The sequence below is a fragment of the Undibacterium sp. TC9W genome, assembly GCF_049339865.1.
GTDB lineage: Bacteria > Pseudomonadota > Gammaproteobacteria > Burkholderiales > Burkholderiaceae_D > Undibacterium.
This window is the reverse complement of sequence record NZ_JBMPPJ010000022.1, coordinates 14,165-40,138: the sequence shown is the minus strand read 5'-3', so window position 1 is coordinate 40,138 and position 25,974 is coordinate 14,165. Positions and strand designations below refer to the sequence as shown.

General features: G+C 50.7%; 21 protein-coding genes. 12 read left to right on the top strand and 9 right to left on the bottom strand.

The window, feature by feature from the left end; translation table 11 throughout:
• Positions 1-107: 107 nt before the first annotated feature.
• Positions 108-1,133, bottom strand: coding sequence for a CDP-6-deoxy-delta-3,4-glucoseen reductase (locus tag ACO0LN_RS24185; protein ID WP_422978269.1), 1,026 nt, complete (start codon positions 1,131-1,133; stop codon positions 108-110).
• A gap of 12 nt (positions 1,134-1,145) precedes the next feature.
• Between ACO0LN_RS24185 and ACO0LN_RS24180 the strand changes: the two genes are divergently transcribed.
• Positions 1,146-2,054 (top strand): SDR family oxidoreductase, encoded by a 909-nt coding sequence (locus ACO0LN_RS24180; RefSeq protein WP_422978267.1) that lies wholly within the window; start codon positions 1,146-1,148, stop codon positions 2,052-2,054.
• On the opposite strand, the gene ACO0LN_RS24175 is transcribed toward ACO0LN_RS24180, so the two are convergent.
• The 3 genes from ACO0LN_RS24175 to ACO0LN_RS24165 are packed head-to-tail and all read right to left on the bottom strand — an operon-like array spanning position 1,988 to position 7,382.
• A complete protein-coding gene (locus ACO0LN_RS24175) occupies positions 1,988-4,720 on the bottom strand; it encodes a CHASE domain-containing protein (protein ID WP_422978265.1) in 2,733 nt (910 codons plus the stop codon). The genes ACO0LN_RS24180 and ACO0LN_RS24175 overlap by 67 nt on opposite strands.
• 27 nt (positions 4,721-4,747) lie before the next feature.
• Positions 4,748-6,529, bottom strand: coding sequence for a GspE/PulE family protein (locus ACO0LN_RS24170; RefSeq protein ID WP_422978263.1), 1,782 nt, complete (start codon positions 6,527-6,529; stop codon positions 4,748-4,750).
• A 34-nt stretch (positions 6,530-6,563) separates the two neighbouring features.
• Entirely contained in the window at positions 6,564-7,382 is an 819-nt protein-coding gene (locus ACO0LN_RS24165) for a spermidine synthase (protein ID WP_422978261.1), read from the bottom strand.
• A 245-nt stretch (positions 7,383-7,627) separates the two neighbouring features.
• Here ACO0LN_RS24165 and ACO0LN_RS24160 point away from each other — a divergent pair, with 245 nt between their 5' ends.
• Positions 7,628-8,563, top strand: coding sequence for a hypothetical protein (locus tag ACO0LN_RS24160; RefSeq protein WP_422978259.1), 936 nt, complete (start codon positions 7,628-7,630; stop codon positions 8,561-8,563).
• A 56-nt stretch (positions 8,564-8,619) separates the two neighbouring features.
• On the opposite strand, the gene ACO0LN_RS24155 is transcribed toward ACO0LN_RS24160, so the two are convergent.
• On the bottom strand, positions 8,620-9,207 hold the full coding sequence (locus ACO0LN_RS24155) for a DNA-deoxyinosine glycosylase (protein WP_422978257.1): 588 nt from the start codon (positions 9,205-9,207) through the stop codon (positions 8,620-8,622).
• Positions 9,208-9,430: 223 nt separating this feature from the next.
• Between ACO0LN_RS24155 and ACO0LN_RS24150 the strand changes: the two genes are divergently transcribed.
• Entirely contained in the window at positions 9,431-9,943 is a 513-nt protein-coding gene (locus tag ACO0LN_RS24150) for a DUF3016 domain-containing protein (protein ID WP_422978255.1), read from the top strand.
• A 72-nt stretch (positions 9,944-10,015) separates the two neighbouring features.
• Here the strand turns inward: ACO0LN_RS24150 and htpG are convergent, their stop codons facing one another.
• Entirely contained in the window at positions 10,016-11,923 is a 1,908-nt protein-coding gene (gene htpG / locus ACO0LN_RS24145; protein WP_422978253.1) for a molecular chaperone HtpG, read from the bottom strand.
• 256 nt (positions 11,924-12,179) lie between these two features.
• Between htpG and ACO0LN_RS24140 the strand changes: the two genes are divergently transcribed.
• Positions 12,180-12,941, top strand: coding sequence for a transporter substrate-binding domain-containing protein (locus ACO0LN_RS24140; protein ID WP_422978251.1), 762 nt, complete (start codon positions 12,180-12,182; stop codon positions 12,939-12,941).
• 246 nt (positions 12,942-13,187) lie between these two features.
• The gene (locus ACO0LN_RS24135; RefSeq protein ID WP_422978249.1) at positions 13,188-15,335 is read left to right on the top strand and encodes a TonB-dependent receptor plug domain-containing protein; all 2,148 of its coding nucleotides are present in this window, start codon (positions 13,188-13,190) and stop codon (positions 15,333-15,335) included.
• Between the two features lie 92 nt (positions 15,336-15,427).
• Here ACO0LN_RS24135 and ACO0LN_RS24130 read toward each other — a convergent pair whose 3' ends face one another.
• Positions 15,428-16,048 carry a hypothetical protein gene (locus ACO0LN_RS24130; protein WP_422978247.1) on the bottom strand — a complete coding sequence of 207 codons (621 nt, stop codon included), beginning with the start codon at positions 16,046-16,048 and terminating at the stop codon, positions 15,428-15,430.
• 70 nt (positions 16,049-16,118) lie between these two features.
• Entirely contained in the window at positions 16,119-17,492 is a 1,374-nt protein-coding gene (cysS, locus tag ACO0LN_RS24125; RefSeq protein WP_422978245.1) for a cysteine--tRNA ligase, read from the bottom strand.
• A 419-nt stretch (positions 17,493-17,911) separates the two neighbouring features.
• Between cysS and ACO0LN_RS24120 the strand changes: the two genes are divergently transcribed.
• Positions 17,912-18,997, top strand: a complete 1,086-nt coding sequence (locus tag ACO0LN_RS24120; protein WP_422978243.1) for a GGDEF domain-containing protein — start codon at positions 17,912-17,914, stop codon at positions 18,995-18,997.
• Between the two features lie 61 nt (positions 18,998-19,058).
• Positions 19,059-19,715 (top strand): leucine efflux protein LeuE, encoded by a 657-nt coding sequence (gene leuE / locus ACO0LN_RS24115; RefSeq protein ID WP_422978241.1) that lies wholly within the window; start codon positions 19,059-19,061, stop codon positions 19,713-19,715.
• Positions 19,716-19,737: 22 nt separating this feature from the next.
• Here the strand turns inward: leuE and ACO0LN_RS24110 are convergent, their stop codons facing one another.
• Positions 19,738-21,159 (bottom strand): PLP-dependent aminotransferase family protein, encoded by a 1,422-nt coding sequence (locus ACO0LN_RS24110; RefSeq protein WP_422978239.1) that lies wholly within the window; start codon positions 21,157-21,159, stop codon positions 19,738-19,740.
• Positions 21,160-21,342: 183 nt separating this feature from the next.
• Here ACO0LN_RS24110 and ACO0LN_RS24105 point away from each other — a divergent pair, with 183 nt between their 5' ends.
• The 5 genes from ACO0LN_RS24105 to ACO0LN_RS24085 all read left to right on the top strand — a co-directional run bounded on the left by ACO0LN_RS24105 (position 21,343) and on the right by ACO0LN_RS24085 (position 25,759).
• A complete protein-coding gene (locus ACO0LN_RS24105; RefSeq protein ID WP_422978237.1) occupies positions 21,343-21,957 on the top strand; it encodes a LysE family translocator in 615 nt (204 codons plus the stop codon).
• A 49-nt stretch (positions 21,958-22,006) separates the two neighbouring features.
• Positions 22,007-22,879, top strand: a complete 873-nt coding sequence (locus tag ACO0LN_RS24100; protein ID WP_422978235.1) for a DMT family transporter — start codon at positions 22,007-22,009, stop codon at positions 22,877-22,879.
• Between the two features lie 338 nt (positions 22,880-23,217).
• Complete coding sequence (locus tag ACO0LN_RS24095; RefSeq protein WP_422954251.1) at positions 23,218-23,676, top strand: RidA family protein; 459 nt, start codon at positions 23,218-23,220, stop codon at positions 23,674-23,676.
• A gap of 62 nt (positions 23,677-23,738) precedes the next feature.
• A complete protein-coding gene (locus ACO0LN_RS24090) occupies positions 23,739-24,932 on the top strand; it encodes a PLP-dependent aminotransferase family protein (protein WP_422978233.1) in 1,194 nt (397 codons plus the stop codon).
• Positions 24,933-25,144: 212 nt separating this feature from the next.
• Complete coding sequence (locus ACO0LN_RS24085) at positions 25,145-25,759, top strand: glycine zipper 2TM domain-containing protein (protein ID WP_422978231.1); 615 nt, start codon at positions 25,145-25,147, stop codon at positions 25,757-25,759.
• Positions 25,760-25,974: the final 215 nt, after the last annotated feature.

Genomic DNA, 25,974 nt, shown 5'->3' with positions numbered 1-25,974 from the left:
TATTTGGTGAGGACATGTCAGTAAAAATTTTCATAAAACGGATAGTAGGACTTTTTTTGCAATGCGTCAAAATAAATTTTGGCAGTGACGCAAAAAGTTTATTTGTCTCAATTTGTCAGATCAGCTTCCGAAGTAAACGAGTCCGCATAGAATTCGTCGGCAGGTAACTGGCACTGGGCCGTAAAGTCGCGCTTGGCAGAGTCAATGACGACAGGGGCGCCACAGGCATACACTTGATAGCCAGACAAGTCCGCATGGTCAGCCATCACAGCCTGGTGCACAAAGCCGCTACGACCAGTCCATGCATCTTCAGGCAGAGCGTCAGAAACCACGGGGATGTAGCTAAAGCCAGGTATCTGCTTTTCCCATTCCTTGCACAGGCTGTGCATATACAGATCAGCAGGGCGGCGGCCACCCCAGTACAGGCTGACCGGGCGCTTGGACTCAATATGGATCAGGTGTTCCACCAGAGCCTTGACAGGGGCGAAGCCAGTGCCTGAAGCCAGCAGGATAATTGGTTTTTCACTATCTTCACGCAGGAAGAACGTGCCTTGTGGTCCTTCAAAGCGCAGGATGTCGCGTTCTTTGAGGGTAGTAAATACCTGGTCAGTGAACAGGCCACCTGGCATATGGCGTACGTGCAGGGTTATGTGCTCATCCAGATGCGGGGCATTCGCCATGCTATAGCTGCGGCGCTTGCCGTCCCTGAGCAGGAATTCTATGTATTGACCAGCGCGGTATTGCAGGCGCTCATTGGCAGGCAATTGCAGGGCGATGAGCATGACATCGTGCGACAGTTTTTCCAGTTTGGCAATGCGGCTGGGCATTTTCTTGACCGGGTAATCGCCGTCCGCAACGATTTCGCGCGCTTCTATGGTCAGGTCTGATTGTGGCTTGGCACAGCAAAACAGGGACATGCCCTGGGTTTCTTCCAGCTCGGTCAGGGCGCGTTGCTGGTGCGGGCCATGTTGCACAGTTCCGCTGGCGATCTTGCCCTTGCAAGAGCCACATGCACCATTTTTACAGCCATATGGCAAGATGACGCCTGCGCGCAGCGCTGCCGACAATACGGTTTCATCTTCTTCACAGCTAAATTGACGGCCACTGGGGGTGACGCTTACTTGAAAAGTCATACTATCCTGAACATGAATAAACAGTTTAAACAAATTGGCAAGCCACGCTTGCTTATCATAGGTTGTGGCGACGTGGGCATGCGCCTCTTGCCATTATTGCGCCAGCATTTCCGCATTTTTGCGCTGACCAGCCAGGCTGAACGCTGCACAGAACTACGTACTGCCGGCGCTACTCCCTTGCTGGGTAACCTGGACCTGCCTGATACCCTGGCCCGCCTCAAGGGCCTGGCAGAGTATGTGGTTCATCTGGCCCCACCACCCTCAGAAGGCAAGGCTGACAGGCGCACACAAAATTTGACCGCCATTTTACCTGACAAGAGCCGCCTTGTTTATATCAGTACGACAGGCGTGTATGGTGACTGTGCGGGAGCCTCGTTTGATGAGACCCGCAGCGTAAAGCCACAAAACGCCCGCGCACTGCGCCGCGTGGCGGCAGAAAACTGTTTGCGGGCCTGGGCCAGGCGCAGTCAATCCTGCCTGTCCATACTGCGCGTACCTGGTATTTATGCGACTGGGCGCCTGCCGCTGGAGCGTTTGCACAAGGGCACACCCGCATTAGTAGAAGCTGACGATGTATATACCAACCACATCCACGCAGATGACCTCGCGCAATTGATCAAACTGGCCTTGTTCCGGGCGCTGCCCAACCGTGTTTATCATGCTGTCGATGACAGTGACATGAAGATGGCGGCTTATTTTGACCTGGTCGCTGATGCATTTGCTCTACCGCGCCCGCCACGCTTGCCGCGTGTCGAACTGGCGCAGCAGGTCAGCCCCGTATTATTGTCTTTCATGTCAGAATCAAGACGCATGCAAAACCAGCGCATCAAACTGGAGCTGGGTGCACGCCTGCGCTATGCCTCGGTGACAGAGGGCGTCGCGGCAGCGGTGGCTGCGGCCACGAGTGGCAAGGTGATATAGAAGCAAGAGCCGAGGTTTTCTGTACTGGTGAAACCGATCTGCCCGCCCATTTTTTCTATCATGGTCTTGGTCAGGCTGAGACCCAGGCCGGTTCCTGCGTATTTGCGGGCTGCCTTTGCATCTTCCTGGGTGAACTTCTGGAAGATGCTGCTCTTGAATTCTTCTGAAATACCTATGCCATAGTCTTGTACTTCTATGCGTACCTGATTCTGGTCGTGATTCGGCGTGACGCGCACATCAATTTGTCCATGCGGCCGCGAGAACTTGATGGCATTCGACAACAGGTTGGACAAGACCTGTACAAAACGCTGTGAATCTACTCTGACCTGGGCAGCAGGATCTACTGGTGAGTCATACTGTATGCCTATGTCAAAACTTTGCGCATAACCAAGGTTGGACTGCAAGCTGCTGTCCATCAGTTCAGCCAGGGGCAGGGTCTCGAAATGGAACTGCATGCTACCATATTCGAGTTTTTCAAAGTCCAGCAAATCATTGATGAGTGCAGTCAGGCGCTTGGCATTGTCGTTGGCCATGACGAGCATGGACTGCGCTTTTTCCGGAATACCCCCGGCAACGCCACCTGCCAGAAGGCCCAGCACGCCACGGATAGAAGTCAGCGGCGTGCGCAACTCGTGTGACACGGCAGAGACAAATTCATTCTTGAGTTTTTCTACCCGTTTTTTCTCTGACAGGTCATGCACGATGATGACATACAAGACCTGCATGCCAAGGCGCACGCGGGTAATGGCCAGCTCTACTGGTACGTCATGACCATCCTTCTGCCTGGCCAGCAATTCTTTGCGCTCACTTTTTCCTGCAACCTCAAATTGTCTTTCACGATTGGTCGTGTGCAAATGGGTGGTCAGGAATTGCAGCGACTCAGGGTCAGGGAAAAGGCTGAACATGTTTCTGCCACGCAGGCTGCCATGCGTATATTTCAGCAAGACTTCGGCAGAACGGTTGGCTGATTCTATGATGCCATGTTCATTCGTGGTCAATATGCCTTCTGCCGCATTGTCGAGTATGGTACGCAACCTTTCTTCACTGTCGTGCAGCTCTGCGGTTCTTTGTGCAACCAGGTTTTCTATGCCAAAAGTATGGGCGGTCGCGACCAGCAGGTAAGCACCGAGCAAGCCGGTGAACAGCAGGCCACCTATCATGGTGATCCAGGTGATCCAGGCAACATGAGTGCGCCAGTATTCTGATGAAGGTTGTGCCAGTAATGCGAACTGTCTGCCACCAAAATTGATGGTGGACTGGAATAAATAAGTCGGGTTCAGCCCGCTGATTTCATCGATGAATATACCTTTCTTGCCAGGGTAGGAAAGATCATAAAATTTGATGCGCACGCTGCGCATGTCTTCATTGGACAGTATCTCCCTGACGACATCAGCCATACGTATCATGCTGACAGCCGTCCCGGAAAAAGCAGCTTTCCTCTGTTCCATGGTTTCTTGCGATTTGCCATTTTCATAGACTGGCGCAAACAGCAGCACATGCAATTGTTCCCTGCCATCGGTCTCGCTGGAAATTAACGGGTCGGTGACTGTCAGGTGGCCACTGTCACGCGCATCCTCTATGGCAATCCTGCGGGCGGTTGTAGAGCCCATGTCATAGCCAAACATCTGATGATTATCAAAAAAAGGTTCTATGTACCTGATGGGATAATATTCATCCCTGACACCGACTTCCACGAGCTGATTAAACTCATTCATCTCCTGTATTTGGTAATTGGCGAAACCTTCACGTAATACGGTGACTTCAAAGTTCTCGCGCTGCTGCAGATCTACCTTTGGCACCCAGGACAAGAAGGAGATGGCTTTCTGGCTTTGCAGGGTATGACTGACAAAGGTGGCAAAGTCATTGCGGCTTACCTGTATGGAGCTGGCATACAGGCGCTCGATATTGCGCATGATGTCGGCGTGTGTATCAAGCTTGTTTTGCAGGTTCTGGCCTATGCGTTCAGCTTTCAGGCGGAATTCAAGTTGCTGTTTTTGTTCTTCGCGGTAACGGGTAAAGGTAAATGCGGTAATCACCAGCAGCAGGCAGATCAACAGCGGGACCAGCACGCTCCAGCGCCTGGCATACCATATCTCACGTGGCTTGCCATAGATCACCATGATGATGGGGGTGATCGTTAAAACACCAAAGGTATCGCCCACCCACCAGCCTATCCAGTTATTGAAAAAATCCTGCCAGGGTATGACACCAAGAGCGACCAGCGCAGTGACGCTGATGCTGGCGTTGATGAGGCAGGCAACCCCGCCGCCATAGATAAAAAACTGAAAAATAGCCCTGTCTGTATCCAGCGCCAGGTTGTCATGCAATTTCTTCAGGATCAGCTTGCAAGCTACCAGGGTTTGCAGGCTGGCACCAGCAGCGACGATGGTTGAGGCAATCAGGGCATTGGTATTGATGTTGCCAAAAATATTCAGGTTAATGAGTAAATTGGCAACGAAGGCGCCGATGGCCACACCCGGCAAGAGGCGGTAGCCACCTGTAAGCACCATGCCCAGTGCAACACCGGCAGAAGGATAGATGGCTATGGAATAGCCTGGCGGGATGGCGAGCAACTGGGAAAGGCGTCCAAGTGCCGCATACAGTATAGCAAGCACCAGCATTTGCCATAGTAGTTGTCGCGTATCACTTTCCGGTGTCGAACGCATCCCTGCCTTCCCAGAAGACTAACTAAGCTAGATCAGTGATGAAGTGACTTTCAGAACCTCATCTGCCGTGGTAACGCCTTCGATGATCTTATATGCGCCTGCAATGCGCAAGGGTTTCATGTCATCCTTGATACTTTGTGCACGCAGAGCGTGAATATCGGCACTTTCAGTAATCAGTTTGCTGAAGGGCAGGGTGACTGTCAGCAACTCATATAAGCCGGTACGTCCCATGAAGCCGGTCTGGCGACATTCAGGGCAACCGACAGGCTTATAAATTTTCTCGGGTTTGCTGATGCCCCAGCCTTCGGTCAGGGTATCCCAGACGGCATCCTGTAATTCACCTTCAGGTGATTTGCAGTGTATGCATAGTGTTCTGACCAGACGCTGGGCCAGGATACCGATAATGGTTGCTTCCAATAAATAATAGGGGACGCCCAGTTCCAGCAGACGCATGATGGCGGACGGCGCATCATTGGTATGCAGGGTAGATAAGACCAAATGACCTGTCAGTGCGGCTTGTATGGCCATCTCGGCAGTCGGCAAATCGCGTATCTCACCAACCATGATGATGTCAGGATCCTGACGCATGAGGGCGCGTATGCCATCAGCAAAACTCAGGTCGATGGCAGACTGTACCTGCATCTGGTTGAACGAGCCCTCTACCATCTCGATAGGGTCTTCGACGGTACAGACATTCACGTCGGGTGTCGCCAGCGCTTTGAGCGTCGTGTACAAGGTAGTGGTTTTACCGGAACCGGTAGGTCCGGTGACCAGGATAATGCCGTGCGGTTTGCTGGTCAAATGATCCCAGCGTTTTGCATCATTGATGGGGAAACCCAGTTCGGGCAAGGTCTTGACCACAACTTCGGGATCAAAAATACGCATGACCATTTTTTCGCCGAACACCGTAGGCAGGGTCGATAGACGCAATTCCACCTCCTGGCCTTCGCTGGTACGGGTTTTGATACGGCCATCCTGGGGGCGACGTTTTTCGATGACGTCCATGCGGCCCAGCAATTTGATACGGGCTGTCATGGCGATCATGATGGTGGCAGGTACCTGATACACCTGGTGCAAGACACCATCGATACGGAAACGGATAACGGAGATATCGCGCTTGGGTTCCAGATGGATATCTGAGGCGCGCTGATCAAAGGCAAATTGCCACAGCCAATCGACGATATTGACGATGTGCTGGTCATTCGCATCGACTTGCTTATTGGTCTTGCCTATCTCTATCAGTTGTTCAAAGTTCTGACGCAGGTTGGCATCATTCTTGTTCGATTTGCGCGCATCCTTGATGGATTTGGCCAGTGAGAAAAACTGCACGATGTATTGCGAAATTTCCAGCGGGTTCGCCACCACCAGGCGAATCTCCTTACGGCTGAATTTCAGTATTTCATCCTGCCATTCGGTATTGAATGGCTCTGAAGTCGCAACGACAATGACATTGCCCGTGGATTCCACAGGCAGAATGTTAAAGCGGGTCGCATAAGAAGCCGACATGACATCGGATACGCTGGTGAAATCTATCTTCAGGGGATCAATACGGTAAAAAGGTAAATTTACCTTGGCAGCTGCCCATTCCGTCAGCCAGTCCAGCGTCAGCAAAATATGCGGAGAAATGGCCGAATGCAATCTGGCCTGCGCCACTGCAGTCAGGGGATGCATGCTGGCCGGGCCGTTTTTCAACAAACCCTGGGTCGCGTGGAACTGGGTCTTGGCTTCTTCCTTGGGGATGATGCCATCGGCCATTAGCCAGGTAAAAATTTGTTGCAGGTTCAGGCTGCGGTGTGCTGGTTTATTCATGCTTGGTGACCGTTTCCATCAAATTATTTTGACATTATTTTGGATCGCAGGCTGCCTTGAGTCCGTTCACCCAGGATTTTGCAGGTAATTTGGTACTCGCCTTGATCTGTTCCGCTTTTTCGTACAGCTCAGGGAAATTCAATTCGGGCTTGCGCTTGAAGGCCAGGGCAACGACATTGCCATCGTGCACTTCTGGCAGGCATAACACGGTATCAAAGGCAAAGCGCATGGCTTTGAGGTTGCGTGCATAACTGGGGTGGTCGCCAAACAGGTTGACTGTCAAGATGCCATTGTCCTTCAGGCAGTTTGCACAGGCCTGATAAAATTCAGCACTGTCAAGCACCGGGCCACGGGCAGTAGCATCATATAAATCCACCTGCATGGCATCGATATGGCCATGATTATTGTCATCGTTGACAAAGTCCATGGCATCCATTTCCAGCACCTGCAGGCGCTCGTCATTGGCGGGCAATTTGAACATGCTTTCGCAAATCGCAATGACAGAGGGATTGAGTTCTACAGCGGTGACCGTGGCATCTTCAAATTGACGGTAACAGAATTTGGTCAGCGCGCCAGTTCCGAGCCCCAGTTGCACCAACTGTTGCGGGACATCAATGAACAGCATCCAGGCCATCATCTGTTGTGCATATTCGAGTTCTATTGCGTCGGGCTTGCGCAGGCGCATTGCGCCCTGCACCCATTCGGTACCGAAATGCAGGAATCGTACCCCATCCATCTCAGACAGGGTGACAGGAGCAAATTTGGGTTTGCGGTTGGCCTTCTTCGGAGCAGCGGCGGTGGGGCCAGAGCGGTGATTGGCCTCGGCTTCTATGGATTTTCGTTTGATCAGCATCCGCTTATTTTAACCTTCATAGTGTTTGTCGAAAGCAAATTTACATTTTCCATACAAGTTGTGATGAATTCTGACGAAAAAACGTGAGGATAGAGTTGCTTTTGCGCAATTATACTTGTGTGTACTTGTCTGATGCTTCGCAGGTGGAAATTATATTGTCAGTATGGCTATGAAAGATGTGTCTGAGGTAAAATCCCAGCTCGCTCAAATTGACACATACATTCATTTATTTCCCCGCATTTCACATGAAATATAAAAAAACAGCCGTTGCTGCCTTCATTTTTATCGCCTTGCTCGGCCTGTCTGCTTTTTTCCTGTTTGGCCGTGAACCCCTTGATCCTGCCAAGCCTGAGGTTTTCAATGCCGATACCGCCATGCTGGCGATTTTTGGCACATATAACGAAAAACAACACGGAGTATTGCTCCCTGAAAAAAATACAGCATCCTGGGATATAGGGCAGGCAGACACCCTGGCCACGGCCCTGCTGGCAGATACCTATACTGAGGCCGGTAAAAAGAAAGCAGTACTGGTCGTGCAGCGCCAGCAAATTCTTGGCGGTGTGGTGGAAGAAAGCCATGCCACTGCGCCGGTCGTTTCTGTGTATGTGTTTGCCTACAACGGCAAACAATGGCTGTTCGAAAAAGGCAAGAAAGAAGTCGCTGCCTATGGTGCTAATGGCATGGCACCGATGGCCAGCCTGATTCGTCTGGGCCAGGATAAATTTGGCCTCTTGTTCGAAGGCGGAGACATGCATCAGGGCTATACCAATGACTATGCCTTCATCGTGTCTTTGAGCGACGCCAAACCCGTCATCGCGCTGGAATTGAACATGGGTGAGAGTAATAATGGTGCCTGCACCGACGATGTGGAAGAGCAGGGGCCTCTGATGCAGGCATGCTGGGAAAACACCGGCAAACTCAGTTTCTTGCAGAATGCGGCTGATGAATACTATACCGTCAAGCTGAGCACCACAGGCAATAAGCCGGAGGGAGACAAGCCGCCATCAGCAGCCAGGCAGCAGGATACTTATTTTGTGCATACCGCCAATACCTACAAGGCCAGCAAGGACCAGCGCTTGAAAAACGCCAGCCCGGTTGCTGAAGAGCTTGTCAAAAATGCCGGTGAAATGAAAAAGCAGAAGCCCCCTGTCGCCAGTGATGCCAGCAAACCAGGAACTTAGTTCATTAAAGTTTGCTGCATATTTTGATGTGATATCGCTTTTCAGGTAGTCAGAGGCTAGTCATAAGATTGCAAGCCAGCTTGCCAGTCGCTCAATTTATCAGCAAAACTGCGCGTTGCGTGGGCCGGTGAAGACGATGGCAGTATCAGCGTCTGATACCCACGCTGCTGGAAGAAAGTCGCCATTTTGCCTGCAGTCTGGCCATTGAAGCAAAGCTTGCGCAAATGTGGATGTGTTGCTTGCAAGCTGCTGAAGTCATTGAGTTTGCCCTCGCGTATGGCCGAATCCAGGCTGCCTGCCCGCACGCAGGAATGAAATACATCCCATAAACCTATGCCATGCGCCAACAAAGCTTGCAGGCGCTGTTCATAATCAAGACCGGTCAGATCGGTTCCCAGTGAGGCTGAGACCAGTCGCCAGAACTGGTTTTGCCTGTAAGCATAATATTGCGTTGCCGTCAGTGAGGCTGCACCAGGGAAGCTGCCCAGTATCAGGGTATGCGTGTGCTTGTTTATTACAGGAGGAAAACCCTGCAGAACAGGTGTTTTTACAGGGACTTGCGCAGGCGTGCCTGACGCGTTCGAGAAGTCTGAGACATCCGATGCATTTAAGGTATCTGAGGCACGTGACTTTGATGCTTTCATAAAACTGATATCTGGGCAAATTGGTCAATTGCAAGCGCACGGTGCTTGCGGCCCTTGTGTGGCAGCAGCGATCCCGCGACCGCAGTAGTGGATAAACTTTGTGACAAATTTCATGATAACTGATGACAAAGCTGTCTGGCTGTTTTCGTGCTGGTGGGCTATTCTTGAAGCATGACAAAAGCTTCAATTTGATTTGCAGTAGAATGGGACAGGAGGTGGCGTGATGAAATTGATGACAAGTGCAATATTGCTGGCAATTGCGATGATGACACAGGTGCAGGCTCAGGCTGGCGAAGTGAAAGTGACCTGGCAAGAGCCTGAAAAATTTACTGATATTCGCCCAGGCAATGAATCCAAATCAGGTTTCCAGGAACGCATGATCAAGGACTTTGATCAGATATTTGCCGACCTCGCAAAAAAACTGCCTGATGCTTACCAGTGGGATGTGACCGTCACTGACCTTGATCTGGCTGGTGATGTACGCCCTTTTTACCGTAATACCGTTGGTGACATACGGGTCATCAAGGATTTGTACTGGCCACGCATGACTTTGACTTTTGATTTGAAAGACGAAAAAGGTAAAAGCATTGCTACGGGCACAGAAAATATCAAGGACATGAACTTCCTCATGCGCTCTGGCCTGGCGACTGGCAATTCCAGCTTCCGCTATGAAGAACAGATGTTGCGAGACTGGTTTGCCAAGCAGCAGCGTGACAAGATTTTCCCCTCACGCTGAAGTTGTTCACATCACATAAAAAACGGACTCAATATTGAGTCCGTTTTTCATCATGCAGAGTTATAAGCGAAATTATTTACTCAGTAGCATCTCATTAAGACGTTTCACAAAACCGCTAGGGTCGGTGAGATGACCGCCTTCTGCCAGCAAAGCCTGATCAAACAACAGGTGCGCCCAGTCGTCGAACTTGGCTTCCTCATACTTGAGTTTCTGCACCAAAGGATGGTCAGGATTGACTTCCAGTATAGGCTTGGATTCTGGTGCACTTTGACCAGCAGCCTTCAGCATGCGCGCCAGGTTGCCGGACAAATCGTGCTCGTCCGCTACCAGACAGGCTGGTGAGTCTGTCAGGCGGAAAGTCACGCGTACATCCTTGGCTTTGTCAGCCAGTGCTGTCTTCATTTTTTCGACCAGGTCTTTGAACTCTGTCTGGGTTTCTTCATGCTGTTTCTTTTCTGCTTCATCTTCCAGCTGGCCCAGATCCAGGCCACCTTTGGCGACGGATGCCAGTTCCTTGCCTTCGAAATCATTCAGGAAGGACAGCATCCATTCATCAACGCGGTCAGTCAGCAGCAAAACCTCTACACCTTTCTTGCGGAAAATTTCCAGGTGTGGGCTGTTCTTGGCAGTGGCATAGCTTTCTGCCGTGACATAGTAAATCTTGTCCTGGCCTTCTTTGGCGCGGCTCAGGTAATCTGCCAGAGAGACATTCTGTACATCACTGTCATTGTGAGTAGAGGCAAAGCGCAATAGTTTTGCTATACGGTCTTTGTTGGCACTGTCTTCGCCAACGCCTTCTTTTAACACCTGGCCAAATTCACCCCAGAATGTGGTGTACTTGTCTTTTTTCGCTTGCGCGTCGTCGCCGTCTGCATCTGCCAAGTCTTCCAGCATGCCCAGTACGCGCTTGGTGGAGCCTTCGCGTATCGCCTTGATGTCGCGACTTTCTTGCAGGATTTCGCGTGAGACATTCAAAGGCAGGTCATTTGAATCAATGACGCCTTTGACAAAGCGCAGATAGACTGGCATCAGTTGTTCAGCATCATCCATGATGAAGACACGTTTGACGTAGAGCTTGATGCCGCCGCGTTTGTTGCGATCCCACATGTCAAACGGTGCACGTGCCGGGATATACAGCAATTGCGTATATTCGCTGCGGCCTTCAACACGGTTATGGGTATGTGTCAGTGGTGCACTGTAGTCGTGCGAGACATGTTTGTAAAACTCATCATATTGCTCAGGCGTGATTTCAGACTTGCTGCGCGCCCACAAGGCGCTGGCCTGGTTGATGGTTTCCAGCTCATCTTTCAAGACCTGTTCTTTTTTCTCTTCATCCCATTCTTCTTTCTGCATCTTGATAGGTAGGGAGATATGGTCGGAATAAGTACGGATGACGGATTTGAGTTTCCATGCGGACAGGAACTCATCTTCGCCTTCACGCAAGTGCAGGGTGATGCTGGTACCACGACCTTCTTTTACTATATCTTCGACGCTGAAGTCGCCGGCACCTTCGGATTCCCAGCGTACGGCCTGGTCTGCAGGCAGACCGGCGCGGCGGGTTTCTACGGTGATACGGTCAGCAACGATAAAGCCGGAATAAAAACCAACACCAAACTGGCCTATCATGGCCGCATCTTTTTGCTGGTCACCAGACAATTTGCCAAAGAATTCCTTGGTGCCGGATTTTGCGATTGTACCCAGATGTTCTATCGTATCAGCCTTGCTCATCCCTATGCCATTGTCGGCGATGGTGATGGTGCGGGCTTCTTTGTTGAAGCTGACCTGGATTTGCAGCTCAGGATCATTTTCAAACAGGCTGGCATTATTGATGGCTTCAAAACGCAGTTTGTCTGATGCATCAGAAGCATTCGAGATCAGCTCGCGCAAAAAAATTTCCTTGTTTGAATACAAGGAATGGATCATCAACTGCAACAATTGTTTGACTTCGGCCTGAAAGCCCAAGGTTTGCTTTTCTGACATGGTTTCCCTCAAAGATTTCTTTGGTTTTAAATAATATTGGCAATGACTTGCCTGATGCTGTTTTTATAACATTTTTTGCAGCATTGCTTGAGCAGTGAAGGTGAGGCCGCTTTGACATATTTCAAGATGATTGTTTAAAAAGCATGCCAGCACGTGCCAGCGGGCATGAATATTTGTAGTTTTTACAAAATTTCACTAGACTTCACTGCAGTAGTGTCTGTTTCTTTGAACTTTTCATGGACATGGAGTCGCCGTAATGTTGCTTAAAGTAGCGTGTTTGCTATCTTTTATTTTCTTTTGCGGGTACGCCCCTGCCTTGCGGGCGGCCAACCTCTATCTGACTGAGGTCGCTCCTTTTGCTTTCGTCAAAGATGCCAAGGGTACTTATGACGGCATCAATGTGCGCATAGCCAATGAATTGCGCAGAAGATCTGGCGTCGCGCTGGAGCTTGTAGTGGTGCCCAGCGCCCGCCATGTGGTGATGTTCCCTGCCGATAAAGAGGCCTACAGTATTTCCCAGGCAGAAAATTTCAGTGAGCAGGAAGGTATCCTCTTGAGCGAGGTTACCCAGTTTCCCATTATGGTGATTGCACCACGCGGGGCCGTGCTCAGAAACTATGACGACATGATTGCCCTGTCCATGGAAAAAGGCATAGGCATGATGCGCAGACTCAGTTACGGCGCGTTTGGCCAGGATGAGCGCGTCAGGAAGGTAGAAATCAATACCCTGGAGAATGGCATGCGCATGCTGGAAGCTGGGCGCATATCGGGTATCGTTGGCAGCCAGCCCGCTATCCTGGCGGCGGCAGAAAAAAATGCGTCTGCAAATTTGTTAGGCCCCGGCCTGGTTATTTCTTATGGTTCACATGTCATGCGTGTGCGGCCAGAGTTCGCTGCGAGTGCGACTTCTAAAACCATTAGTGCGACTTTGCTGGCCATGAAAAATGATGGCAGCATCGCGCGTATACTCGACGACTATCTAAAAGACCTGAAGGCGGGATTGTCGGCCGCAAAATAATTCCTGCTATCCCCTGATTTCGGGCTTTTATCACAAGCCTGTATTGCCTGAGTCCTGCCCTCTTTAAAATCCATCCTGTTGTTCAATTCTGCTAATCCTGCCAGCCGTGCACGGCAGCTCACTGTCTCGCTAAAATTCTGCTATCACATGTCCAAGTTCGCCTTAAAGAATAAATTTCTATCGCCTGGCTTTGCGCGCCAGGCATGCATGAAAATCAGCATCGCTGGGATCGGAGCCTCGCTACTTATGTGTAGCACAGCATTGCGAGCTGCTGACGTAGTCAAAAGCGGGGTCAAAGTTGAAACCACGAAGTATGCAGATACGATACAAACCGTAGAAGTGGCCGGGCCCGGAACAACAGCGCAAAGAAAGAATGACACTGCCGCAAAAATCATAGTCAGTGCCACTGAGCTGATGCAATATGGTGACACGCAATTATCTGCAGTATTAAAACGCCAGCCTGGCATTTCTGTCGTGGGCAATGAATTGCGCATGCGTGGTCTGGGCGCAGGCTATACGCAGATATTATTGAATGGCGATCCGGTGGCACCGGGATTTTCCATCGACAGCATTGATCCCGCACTGATAGAACGTGTGGAAATTCTGCGCACAACAACCGCAGAATTTAGCGCACAGGCAGTGGCGGGTACCATCAATATCATTCTTAAAAAGGGTGCAATCAGTGCCAGAAAAGAATTGAAGCTTGCAGTTGCACATAGTGAAAGTAACTGGAATCCCATGTTTTCTCTGGAAGTGGCTGACGAGCACGCAGGTTTTTCTTACACTGTCACTGGCACTGTAACAAAAACCGGTGATGAAAATTCCCCCGGAGTCACCGAGAGCATAATGAGCCCTGACGGCAAATCCAGGGTACTGAGATCAATACAGCAAAAAAATCTGGCTGACTTCTGGCGCCTGGCGCTGACACCCCGTCTGAACTGGAGCATGGACAATGGCGACACACTGAGCTGGCAGAGCCTGATTGATTTTTATCGCAATGTGAACTGGGGACATGATCATGAAACAGCGGCGCCGGAAGATGCCAGTCAATATCCTGATAATAATTATCGCGCATCTTCACATACGGGTTTGTTACGCTCAGACCTGAGCTGGGCGCACAGGATAGATGCAGACAGCAAACTGAATGCGAAGCTGGGCCTGAACTACAACAAGCGCGAGACTGACTATAATTTCTATGGCTATCCCCTGGCGGAGAACCAGGCTTTCAACCGCCATGTGGTGTCGAATGCCATAGACAGCAGTGTCAGCAGCAGTGGCAAGTACCTGAGCCGCTTTCGTGATGACCATAGTCTTGCACTGGGTTGGGATATCACTCAGACACAACGCAGCGAGACCCGTTCGCAGTATGACCTGCAGCCGCATGATACAAAGATAGATACACTGTTTGAAGACTACAAAGCCAATGTACGCCGCGTAGCTGTGTTTGCCCAGGATGAATGGGACGTGACTAACCGCCTGCAAGCTTACCTGGGTTTGCGCTGGGAAGGTTTGAATACAGAAACCACAGGCCGGTTGATGTCCAGCGTCCAGACCCGGTCCAGCGTATGGAGCCCGGTCATGCAATTATTATGGAAATTGCCTGAGCAGGAGAAGGATCAGTTGCGCTTTGCCTTGTCCCGTACTTACAAGGCTCCCACTACACGTAGCCTGGTACCCCGTCGCTATACGGCAAACAATGATAATGGCCCGAACAACCCGGACTTCCAGGGCAACCCGCAACTCTTGCCAGAGCTGGCCTGGGGTGCTGACGTGGCGTATGAATCTTATTTTGCTAAAAACAGCATGTTCAGTCTGTCAGCCTATATCAAACGGGTACAGGACGTGACGGTGCAAAACCTGGTTGAAAGAAATGGTGTATGGATTACGACACCTTTTAATAACGGTACGGCCAGGGTGATGGGGCTGGAATTTGATGCCAAATTTAGCCTGCAGGATTTGCTGCCAGCCTCAGTGCCGCTGGAAGTACGTCTGAATGCCGCACGCAACTGGTCCAGGCTGGATGCAATACCGGGGCCGGATAACCGACTGACCGACCAGGTACCATTGACTGCCAATCTGGGCATGGATTACAAGCGCAGTGAGCAGCAGTCATTTGGCTTTAATTTTAATCTGCAGACAGGCGGCAATGTGCAGGTTACACCTGGTCTGCGCAACTATACGGGTGTCAGTCGCATTCTTGATTTGTATGGATTATGGAAGCTGGGAAACAAGATGCAACTGCGCAAGACGCAACTGCGCCTGTCTGTCAGTAATCTCTTGCATCAGGATGTGCTGCAGTCTTCGCAATTCAGTGATCAGGAAGGGCGCAAATCACGTAGCTCAGTAATGCCGGGTACTGCCACGATACGCCTGCAGTTTGAAAAGAGTTTATAAAAAAATGGGAGAAAACATCTCCCGTTTTTTTTCTCAGTATTCGCTCACTATTTGCTCAATATGTTCTTACTATTTGCTTATTAATTTTCTTATTATTTCGCACCCACACCCTTGAATTTTTCCGGATCAAAATCAGCGATGTCGATTTTCCCAAAATGTTTGGGTGGCGTATAAATCTTTTCCTTGGCTTTTTCCGGGTCACTTGTATGGAAGGACGATTCAGACACTTTCACCAATTGCCAGGAGTCATCCTTGCGTGAATAATTGAATTGATATTCATTTGCCCAGCGCCAGGCACTGCCGCCGTAGTGGGATACGGTGAAACTTTTCTTGCTGGCTGTCAGGTCAGCAAATGGGTCGCCCATCATGCCGCCACAAGTCGAGCACAGCACAATTTTTTCATTGGTCTTGACCAGCTTTAATTTACCATCGGCCTGACGTATGGCGATATGCAGGGGACGCTGTCCTTGCTCCATATCTTCATCTGCAGCGTTTTTCTTTTGTTTTTCGAGGATGAAGACGTAATCAGCCTTGTCGTCGCCATTCAGGTCAGCACTGACAAAGGCCAGCAATTTGGTATTGGCTGTGATGAAAGGTCGTAAATCTGGGGGTACATCTTTGCCTTCAATATAAGTGCCTGCATGACCAAGCGCTGGCAAAAGCGTTATGCTGGCGATGATGGCTGCTTTTTTCAAAAAGCTCATTCTTTGCATGGGGTGTTCCTGTCGATCTAAAAAAACAGGGGAAACAATCGTTTCCCCTGAGTTATTTCAATATTACATTTTACAACGCTTTGATTTGCATACCGTCGGCCTTGTCTTCCACTTCATAGCCCAGCGCATGCAGTTCACCACGCAAACGGTCTGCCTCGGCCCAGTTCTTGGCCTTGCGTGCAGCCTGGCGTTGTTCTGCCAGACTTTGTACTTCCGCCGGGATAGCCAGCACGGCAGGTTGCCAGTGCGCCAGACCCAGGCCAAATACCTTGTCGAATTCTGTCAGCGTGGATTTTTTGTCGGCATCAGACAAATCAGCTTTCAACATTTCCCAGACCAGTGCCAGGGCGCGCGGTACGTTCAGGTCTTCGTTGATGAAGGTAGTGAATTTTTCGCGGTATTCTGCACTGACGTCGCCACCTGTAGGCCATGCATGGTAAGTCTCGCGCAGGCGCTGCAAGGCGGTTTGCGCGGACAACAGGGCTTCAAAGCTGAACTGCATCTGGCTGCGGTAATGCGCAGTCAGGCACAGATAGCGATAGGCCAGCGGATCAATATTCTGATCAAGCAAAGTTTGCAGGCGCAGGAATTCACCCGTCGATTTGGACATCTTGCCAGAATCGATTTGCAGGAAATAACCATGCATCCAGAAGTTGGCCAGGCGGGTACCATGACAAGCCTGGTTTTGCGCAATCTCGTTGCTATGGTGGATGGCGATATGGTCTTCACCACCGCAATGGATATCAAACCAGGGCGTCAGGTATTTGGCTGACATGGCCGAGCATTCTATATGCCAGCCAGGGAAACCGCGGCCCCATGGGCTGTCCCATTCCATTTGACGGTGTTCATCTGGCGGGCTGAATTTCCACAGCGCGAAGTCAGTCGCATGCAATTTTTCACCAAGCTCAACACGGCTGCCGGCCTTGATCGCATCACGCTTGATACGCGCCAGGAAACCGTAGTCGTCCTGCTTGCTGGTATCAAAATAAATGCCATCGCTAGTGCGGTAGGTGTAGCCATTTTTTTCTATCGCCGCGATGAAATCGATTTGCTCGGCGATGTGATCGGTAGCCTTGCACCAGATGGCGGGTTCCAGGATATGCAGTTTTTGCAAGTCATCCTTGAAGGCAGTCGTGAAACGGTCAGCAATCTGCCAGGCAGATTCACCGGCTTTGCGGCTACCTTTTTCCATCTTGTCTTCACCATCATCACCATCAGACACCAGATGGCCAACATCGGTGATATTGATGACATGGCGCACGGTATAGCCATTCCATTCCAGGGCGCGGCGCAGCAGATCTTCAAACAGATAAGTACGCAGGTTGCCGATATGGGCATAGTCATACACGGTAGGTCCGCAGCAGTACAGGCCCACCCAGTCTTTATTCAGTGGGCTGAAGGGGCGCAGGCGGCGTTCCCAGTTATCGTAGAGAAGTATGTCCATTTGTTGTGAAAATAGCTAAGTGTGAATGTAGTAAATCGTGAGAGCGGGTATTTTTCAGCAAAGACGGGCAGGCAGGGGCATTCCTTGCTGCACACAGTTTTGCAGACTCAACAACAGTCTGAGTAACAGTCTGAGTGACAGTTTGAGCAACAGCTTGAACAACAGCGGTCTGAGTTGAAATCTTGTGTTTTTATGGACGCAGACATGCCCGGCACTGATGTGTCGCCTATGCAATCTTTAACATCTTGCAGGTACAAGTGGGGCATATAATTAAGTCTGACTGGTTCCGTTAGGACTGAATTTAAAAAGTTCAGGGAGAGAATGTAGCATAGATATGCACTTTTGATCAAAATTGAACTGCCTGACCAGGCTCCAGACTGGCAAAGCCAGGTGCAGCTGAAAAATAAAACGGTGCAAAAATGCAAACGAATTATAAAGACGTCAGCGAAGAAAATTACCGCTCTCATTACACCAAACAAGACAGGGCGCAAGTCCGCCGCGTTGTCCGCATCATGCTATGGGCTTTCCTGCCGCTGGCACTGGTCGATGTACTCTTCCATGAGTTTGATATTCCGCTTGCCGTCTTGCTGCTGATGCGGCTTGCCGGATTCTCTTATTCGCTATGGCTGATCAAGCAATACGGCATGGAAGAGAATGTGCCCAGGCTGGACCGCTATGCGATGCACTGGATAGTTCTGGTGTTGTCGATACAATTCATCAGCAATATCTGCTTGCCACGTGATTATCTGGGCCATTACATGGTCGATGCCTGGCTGGTGCTGATGGCATTCATTTCCCTGCCTTTGGCTTTGAACATATTGCGGATACCGCTGTTCCTCTTTGTCGCAGCATCCTGTTTGCTGTTGTTGTATAAGCAATCAGGCACTTTTTCACAGGCAGCCAGTGTTTTGCTGATCATGCCTGCGGTAGCCATTACTGGTCACGCCATTGCTGCCTACGTGCACAGGTACAGGCGCAAGCTCTTGAGCGCCGAGCATGAACTGGAAAGACAGGCAAATACCGACCCTGTCACCGGCGTCGCCAACTGGAAAGAATTCATGCGCATCTCCGACTCTGAGCTGCAGCGTCACCAGCGCCTGGGCAAGCAATTGTCCATGCTGGTACTTGATTTGAGTGACTTCAAGCATATCAACGATACGCACGGGCCACAGGTCGGCGATGTGATCCTGGTCGAAGTCAGCCGCCGCGTAAAACGGGCGATGCGTGCTTATGATTGTGTTGCCCGTTTCAGTGGTGAAGAGTTCTTTGTGCTCTTGCCTGAGGCCTCCGCCGAAGATGCAATCAAAATTGCTGACCGTGCCCGTGCCACGGTCGTCGCCATGCCGATTTCCGTCTCTGGCAAGGAAATGAAAGTCAGTGCCACTGTCCGTACTGCTACCTTGCGTGAAGGGGATACTGCATTGAGCCTGCTGCGCCGTGCGGGTGAGGGCACTGGCACACGCGAGCAGGAAGTACCGCAAAATGTTAATCTCGTGCCTGTATAAATTTGCTGCATATGGCAAAGCAAGCAACGAAGATTAATCTGTAATTTTAAGGATGTAGAAAATGGAGTTCTACGGCGTCACCGATTTATGGACCTATGTATTAGGTGCGCTGGGCATAGTCTTGCTGCCCGGCCCCAATTCTTTATATGTATTGGCCGTTGCCACCACACGTGGCGTGCGTGAAGGCTATAAGGGAGCCGCGGGTATTTTTGTCGGTGATAGTATTTTGCTGCTGCTGACGGCCCTGGGTGCAGCCAGTATCTTGCGTACTTATCCGGCTTTGTTCATGGTGGTGAAATATGCAGGTGCAGCTTATCTGGCCTGGGTGGGCGTCAATCTGATCTGGGCTGCCATACAAAAATGGCGTAACAAGACAGTGACTGTGGCAGAAACGCAGGCGACAGCTGTCAATATGCAAAACCCGTTCAAGCGTGCGCTGGTGATCAGCTTGTTGAATCCCAAGGCTATCCTGTTCTTGCTGTCTTTCTTCGTGCAATTCATAGACCCGCATTATCCGACACCGGCAATTCCTTTCCTGATACTCAGTATTGTCGTGATGGTATTCAGCACCACTTATCTGTCGGTATTGATTTTCCTGGGTTCTCGTCTGGCACGCAATTTCAGCAAGCGTCGTCGCCTGTCTGCCAGTTTGTCGAGTGGAGTGGGCAGCATGTTTGTCTGGTTTGGCGTCAAGCTGGCCAATGCCAGCCTGCACTAGGTTGTATTAAGTATTGCAGCAATTATTTGATTTCACGTTTCAAGAACTCCCAGACACCAGGGTCAGACATCGCCGCTATGTTGATGCGCATCTTGGTGGAGGGCAGCTGGCTCGGTGAGAATAAACTGCCAGGTGCCAGCAAGTAACCCTGTTCCATGGCTTTCTCGGTCAGCTTGTTGGTGTCACAGCCCGTCTCTGTCCACAGGAACATGCCGGCGGGCGTGCGGTAATCGACCTTCATGCCCATTTGCTCAAGACGTTTGGTGATGTCATCGCGCACCCCGTCCAGCTTTACCCTTATGCGATCTACATGCTTGCGGTAATGACCTTCTGACAGGATTTTATACACCACGCGTTCGCCAATTTCTGTGGTCGTCAGAGTAGATAACATCTTCCTGTCTGCCAGGCGTATCGCCAGTTCAGGAGATGTCGCGATAAAGCCTACCCGCAAATTTGCCGCCAGCGATTTGGAAAAACCACCTAGATAAATCACCCGGTTCAACTGGTCCAGCGCAGCAATGCGGGTGGCTGCCTGTACTGCCGGGCCGGGGTGCATGTCGCAATACACATCATCTTCAACGATCATGAAGTCATGCTCTTCTGCCGCTTTCAAGACCTGGAAAGCCTTGGCTGCAGACAGCGAAGTCGAGGTCGGATTATGCAAGACCGAGTTGATGATATACAGCTTGGGTTTGTGCACTGCTGCCAGTTCAGCGAGTTTGGCCACGTCAGGGCCATCATGCAGGCGGGGTATGCCTATCACCTTGGTGCCCAGGATGGCGAAAGAGCCAAACATCAAGAACCACGCCGGGTCATCGACAAAGATAGTGTCACCGGGCTGGGTGAATTCTCGTGCCACCAGATCCAGTGCCTGCGTCACACCGCTGGTCATGACGAGTTGTTCAGGTGAGGCGGCAATTTCCAGTTCCGCCAATTTCAACTGCAATTGCTGGCGTAGCGGCAAAAACCCTTGTTGGGTACCGTAATGCAGTAACAGGTTCTGGTTCAGCCTGCTGATGGAGCGCAAGCCATTCGCCACCAGTTCGCCATCGAGCCAGTCGTGTGGCAAGACACCCGAGCCCGGCATTTTTTGCGGTGGCAATTGGCGAAACATATTGCGTACCAGCCACACCACATCGAGATTTTGGGGGATCGGGGCGATTTGTGCCGTGGTCGGGACATTGTTCAGCATTGACGCTCGTTCGCGCACAAAAAATCCTGCCCCCCGGCGCGACTCCAGATAACCCTTGGCAACTAGCCTGTCATAGGCTTCTACCACGGTAAAACGCGATACTTCCTGTTCGTCGGCAAACTGGCGTATCGATGGCATGCGCGCGCCTGTGCGCAGCAATTTGTCGTCGATGCGATTGGCTACGGCATTGACGATTTGCTCTACCAGTGAGCCACCAGAATCGCGCGAGATAAAAAAAGTGGGTGTCAGCATTGCATGTCTCCTGCCTATGTTCTGTAATGGATAGTTGACCATTACAGTACGAATATTATCGTTTATAGTGTATTGGTACTGTATCGGTTTTTGCGTTTAGGATAGCACAACACTAAAGCAAAAACGGGAGAAACAACATGGGCGGACGACAGAATTCCAGTCTTGACCGACGGGGAGAACAGCATGGCAATTGATACCCTCATGGCATTTGCCCTGTTTGCGCTGGTGTCTTCGATCACACCCGGCCCGAATAATCTGATGTTGCTGGCTTCTGGCGTTAACTTTGGTTTTCGTGCCACCTTGCCGCATATGCTGGGCATCAGCATCGGCTTCATGATACTGGTACTGGCAGTCGGTGTGGGTCTGGCGGGCCTGTTTGCGGTTTTCCCCTGGTTATATGTCGTGTTGAAATGGGCAGGGGCTGCGTATCTGCTCTACCTGGCCTGGAATATTGCCAATGCCGGGCCCGTAGAAAGCAAGACGCAAGAAGGCGCACACAAAGCTGGCCCCATGAGTTTCTTGAGTGCTGCTGCTTTTCAATGGATCAATCCCAAGGCCTGGGTCATGGCGCTCGGTGCCTTCAGTACCTATATCCCCGCAACTAGTGGCTTCTGGATCGTTGCGCTGGCAGCTGGTGTTTTTGCGGTCATCAATTTGCCCAGCGTAGGCTTGTGGGCATTGTTTGGTGCCAAAGTCAGGCATTTGCTGAAGGTGGAGCGTAATCTGCGCATTTTTAATTATGGTATGGCCCTGCTGCTGGTCTTGTCGCTTTACCCCATGCTGACAACTTCATCATGAAATGCGATCTCTTGATGTCCAATATTTATCTGAATCAGGCGACTGCAATATGCTGAAGCAAGAAAACAAAGGCATGGTGCTGGGTCTGGTAGGGGTCATGATTTTTAGCCTGACCCTGCCATTCACCCGCATGGCCGTGGCAGAGCTTAATCCCGTCTTTGTTGCTCTGGGGCGGGCCGTGGTGGCAGCATGCTGCTCTGGCCTGCTGCTATGGATGCAGGGCGCCAGCTTGCCAAAGCGTGAACAAATGAAACCTTTGCTGATTACGTCGCTGGGTGTGGTGGTCGGGTTCCCCTTGTTCAGCTCTGTCGCGATGGCTTATGTGCCCGCTTCTCATGGCGCTATTGTGCTTGGTATCTTGCCACTGGCAACCGCCTTGTTCGCTGCCTTGCGCTTTAATGAAAAGCCGTCTGTTGGTTTTTGGGTGATGGCCGTGCTCGGCAGTGGTCTCGTCATCGTCTTTGCCCTGATGCAGGGTGGTGGCTCATTCCAGTTTGCCGACCTAGCCTTGTTCATCGCAGTTATTGCGGCAGCCATGGGCTATGCCGAAGGCGGACGCTTGTCGCAAAGCATGGGCGGGCAGCAGGTTATCTCCTGGGCTTTGTTGCTGGCTTTGCCGGTTTTATTTCCTGTTACTACCTGGCTGGGCTGGCATTATGGGGTGCAGGCTTCTGGCCGCGCCTGGGCCGGGTTTGCCTATGTGTCAGTGTTTTCCATGTTCATAGGCTTTTTCTTTTGGTACAAGGCCCTGGCTATTGGTGGTATTGCCCGCGTCGGCCAAGTGCAATTGCTGCAGCCATTTTTGAGTTTGCTGGGTGCTGCCCTGATATTGGGTGAAGTGTTAACTGGCCGTGAAATCTTTTTTGCGCTGGCTGTGATCATTGTCGTTGCGCTAGGGCGGCGCATGAATATTCAACGGTGATTTTCTTGCAAAACACTGACCGACCAAATTTAATCTGTCATTCGCTGTGTACTAGGGGGTGTTAATCGCATCGGTGCGGGCTTACAATAGAGGACTGGTATGATAGGACATACGCAAAACTGCCCCAGCTGCGTTGCAGCTCCTAGCCGTACCGCAGTACTGTCTTCGTCGCTGACGCCTTGCTGGGACAATTTTGCGTAAGTCCTATCAAAATGGGATCGGCTTGAATACGGGTTGGAATTCTGCAAATTATTGAAACTTGCAGAAAATAATAATAAAAATTCAATTATCTCTAGTGCATCAGTGAGGGCTGCTGCGCTTTTTCCTGGAAAATAGACATGTCATTTTACGAAAAGCTTCAAGCATTAAATATTGAATTGCCAGCCGTGGCGACACCCGCTGCTGCCTACGTCATGTATGCACAAACTGGTAATACCGTATTCCTGTCTGGCCATATTGCCAAAAAAGATGGCAAGCCATGGGTAGGTCAACTGGGCAAAAATATCTCTACTGAAGAAGGCAAACTGGCCGCACGTGCGGTAGCGATTGATCTGATCGCCACTTTGCAGGCTGCCTGTGGCGGCGATTTGAACCGCGTCAAACGTATCGTCAAACTGATGAGCCTGGTTAATTCCACACCTGATTTTATCGAGCAACACCTGGTGACGAATGGCGCATCTGAACTCATCGGTGAAATCTTTGGTGAGCAAGGCAAGCATGCGCGTTCTGCCTTTGGCGTGGCCCAAATCCCTATGGGTGCTTGTGTAGAAATTGAAATGATCGTCGAGATCGCCTGAATTTTATAAAACAATAAACTTGCCCGAGATGGCAATCCCAACCGAGAGATAGTGAGACCAGCATGAAACTTGAGAATCCCAGCCCCATAGAGTGGAAATTTTCTGACCGCGCCGAGCAGTTGCAAAGCTCTGCCATCAGGGAAATTTTAAAAGTGACCATGCGTCCTGAAGTGATTTCTTTCGCGGGCGGTTTGCCATCTCCAGAAACTTTCCCGGTAGAGCGCATGCGCGCTGCCTTTGACAAGGTACTGACACAACAAGGCAAGTCAGCACTGCAATACGGCCCCACTGACGGTTATGCCCCTTTGCGTGAATTTCTGGCCGACTCTTTATCTACCAATGATTCAAAAATCCTGCCTGACCAGATCATGATGGTCTCGGGTTCGCAGCAAGGCCTGGATTTGCTGGGCAAAGTACTGGTGGATGAAGGCAGCAAGGTATTGGTGGAAACACCGAGCTACCTCGGTGCCTTGCAGGCTTTTTCTGTGTATCGCCCTGAGTTTGAATCGGTGGATACTGATGACCATGGCCTGATCCCCGCTTCTGTCGCCGCCAAAGGCGCAGGCGCACGTCTGATGTATGCCTTGCCTAACTTCCAGAACCCTACCGGACGTACCTTGTCGGTAGAGCGCCGTTATGAACTGGTAGAAACCTGCGCACGCATGGGCATCCCGCTGGTCGAAGATAATCCTTATGGTGATCTGTGCTATAGCGGCGAGCCTTTGCCAAAAATGCTGAACATGAACCCGGGTGGTGTGATCTACATGGGTTCTTTCTCCAAGGTGCTGACGCCAGGCATACGCCTCGGTTATGTTGTTGGCCCTACACCGCTAATACGCAAACTCGAACAAGCCAAGCAGGCAGCCGATTTGCATACAGCCCAATTGACGCAGATGGTGGTGTATGAAGTCATCAAGGATGGTTTCCTGAGTGAACACATCCCGACCATACGCACTCTTTACGCAAAGCAATGTAACGCCATGCTGGATGCCATGAGCAGGCATTTCCCTGAAGGTGTGCAATGGACCAAGCCTGAAGGCGGCATGTTCATTTGGGTCACCCTGCCAGAACACATGGACAGCAAGCAATTGCTGGATGAAGCAATCCAGCAAAATGTCGCTTTTGTGCCAGGCGGCCCTTTCTATGCAAACAACCCTGCAAAAAATACCTTGCGCCTGTCCTTCGTGACTGTGTCGCCAGAGCGTATCAATGAGGGTATAGAAAAACTGGGCAAGCTGATCAAGGCAAGGCTCTGATTTTCTTTTCAAATGATTGCAAGGCCCTTGGGCTTGCCAATGAAACCCGCCGTCTGGCGGGTTTTTTTATGTTACAGAGATATTTCTTTCGTTCTGCTCTAATATGTAACTGTCAACTATTGTGATTTAAGTCATCGATTTCTCGCCCAGGTCGTTAATGTATATATGTTTCGCAATGCGATACTGAACTTTGATTAACTGAGGAGTAGTAAATGAATAAAAAATTGTTCCTGGCCAGCTTGATGTTAACTGCCGTGACGGGTGCATTTGCACAGAATATGACGGCCAAACAACAATACGCTGCAGACAGCAAACGTGCCACGCAAAGATACAACGACGATAAAAGGCTGTGTGCTGATGCTGGCAGTTCCTCGGCCAGAATGCAGTGTCTGCGTGATGCCAAGACTGAATACAATACAGCGCTGGCTGTTGCCAAACAAAATATGAGTAGCAGACCTGTATCTGCACCAGCCAATGCCAGGAATGAGCCGGTTTGCCCTGATTGCGGCAAGGTTGTTGCAGTTGCAGTTGTGGATAAGGAAGGTGAGGGCGGTGCCCTCGGTGTGATTGCTGGCGGCGTTGCCGGTGCCTTGCTGGGCAACCAGGTTGGTGGCGGAACTGGTCGTGATCTGGCCACGATAGCCGGTGCTGCCGGTGGTGCGCTGGCCGGGCACAAGATAGAACAAAAAGTAAAAACAACCAAGGTATGGAATGTGACTGTCGCTTTTGATAATGGCAACAAGCAGACCTATTCTTTTGACCATGACCCTGGCTTGTTGTCTGGCGATGCAGTCAGAAGTAATGGTAATTCTGTCGTCAGGCGCTAAACTTCATATCATATAGAAAAGGATTGCTGTGTCAGGGAAGTCCTTATTCTGCCTGATTTCAAAGTGGTAAAAATCTTGCACTTATAGTCAGGATTTGGAGGAATTATTTTCTTTTTGGAAATCGTTCCTCCTTCACAACTACTTTCTTGCCAAGCCTAATTCCAGCAGTTAGACTTAGGCATCCATCCCCTCACGTTCTTGCCGAGAAGGTCGTG

Excerpts from the sequence above, each read along its gene's own strand:
- ACO0LN_RS24185 (WP_422978269.1), bottom strand. The coding sequence starts at position 1,133 with ATGACTTTTCAAGTAAGCGTCACCCCCAGTGGCCGTCAATTTAGCTGT.
- ACO0LN_RS24180 (WP_422978267.1), top strand. The coding sequence starts at position 1,146 with ATGAATAAACAGTTTAAACAAATTGGCAAGCCACGCTTGCTTATCATA.
- ACO0LN_RS24175 (WP_422978265.1), bottom strand. The coding sequence starts at position 4,720 with ATGCGTTCGACACCGGAAAGTGATACGCGACAACTACTATGGCAAATG.
- ACO0LN_RS24170 (WP_422978263.1), bottom strand. The coding sequence starts at position 6,529 with ATGAATAAACCAGCACACCGCAGCCTGAACCTGCAACAAATTTTTACC.
- ACO0LN_RS24165 (WP_422978261.1), bottom strand. The coding sequence starts at position 7,382 with ATGCTGATCAAACGAAAATCCATAGAAGCCGAGGCCAATCACCGCTCT.
- ACO0LN_RS24160 (WP_422978259.1), top strand. The coding sequence starts at position 7,628 with ATGAAATATAAAAAAACAGCCGTTGCTGCCTTCATTTTTATCGCCTTG.
- ACO0LN_RS24155 (WP_422978257.1), bottom strand. The coding sequence starts at position 9,207 with ATGAAAGCATCAAAGTCACGTGCCTCAGATACCTTAAATGCATCGGAT.
- ACO0LN_RS24150 (WP_422978255.1), top strand. The coding sequence starts at position 9,431 with ATGAAATTGATGACAAGTGCAATATTGCTGGCAATTGCGATGATGACA.
- htpG (WP_422978253.1), bottom strand. The coding sequence starts at position 11,923 with ATGTCAGAAAAGCAAACCTTGGGCTTTCAGGCCGAAGTCAAACAATTG.
- ACO0LN_RS24140 (WP_422978251.1), top strand. The coding sequence starts at position 12,180 with ATGTTGCTTAAAGTAGCGTGTTTGCTATCTTTTATTTTCTTTTGCGGG.
- ACO0LN_RS24135 (WP_422978249.1), top strand. The coding sequence starts at position 13,188 with ATGTGTAGCACAGCATTGCGAGCTGCTGACGTAGTCAAAAGCGGGGTC.
- ACO0LN_RS24130 (WP_422978247.1), bottom strand. The coding sequence starts at position 16,048 with ATGCAAAGAATGAGCTTTTTGAAAAAAGCAGCCATCATCGCCAGCATA.
- cysS (WP_422978245.1), bottom strand. The coding sequence starts at position 17,492 with ATGGACATACTTCTCTACGATAACTGGGAACGCCGCCTGCGCCCCTTC.
- ACO0LN_RS24120 (WP_422978243.1), top strand. The coding sequence starts at position 17,912 with ATGCAAACGAATTATAAAGACGTCAGCGAAGAAAATTACCGCTCTCAT.
- leuE (WP_422978241.1), top strand. The coding sequence starts at position 19,059 with ATGGAGTTCTACGGCGTCACCGATTTATGGACCTATGTATTAGGTGCG.
- ACO0LN_RS24110 (WP_422978239.1), bottom strand. The coding sequence starts at position 21,159 with ATGCTGACACCCACTTTTTTTATCTCGCGCGATTCTGGTGGCTCACTG.
- ACO0LN_RS24105 (WP_422978237.1), top strand. The coding sequence starts at position 21,343 with ATGGCAATTGATACCCTCATGGCATTTGCCCTGTTTGCGCTGGTGTCT.
- ACO0LN_RS24100 (WP_422978235.1), top strand. The coding sequence starts at position 22,007 with ATGCTGAAGCAAGAAAACAAAGGCATGGTGCTGGGTCTGGTAGGGGTC.
- ACO0LN_RS24095 (WP_422954251.1), top strand. The coding sequence starts at position 23,218 with ATGTCATTTTACGAAAAGCTTCAAGCATTAAATATTGAATTGCCAGCC.
- ACO0LN_RS24090 (WP_422978233.1), top strand. The coding sequence starts at position 23,739 with ATGAAACTTGAGAATCCCAGCCCCATAGAGTGGAAATTTTCTGACCGC.
- ACO0LN_RS24085 (WP_422978231.1), top strand. The coding sequence starts at position 25,145 with ATGAATAAAAAATTGTTCCTGGCCAGCTTGATGTTAACTGCCGTGACG.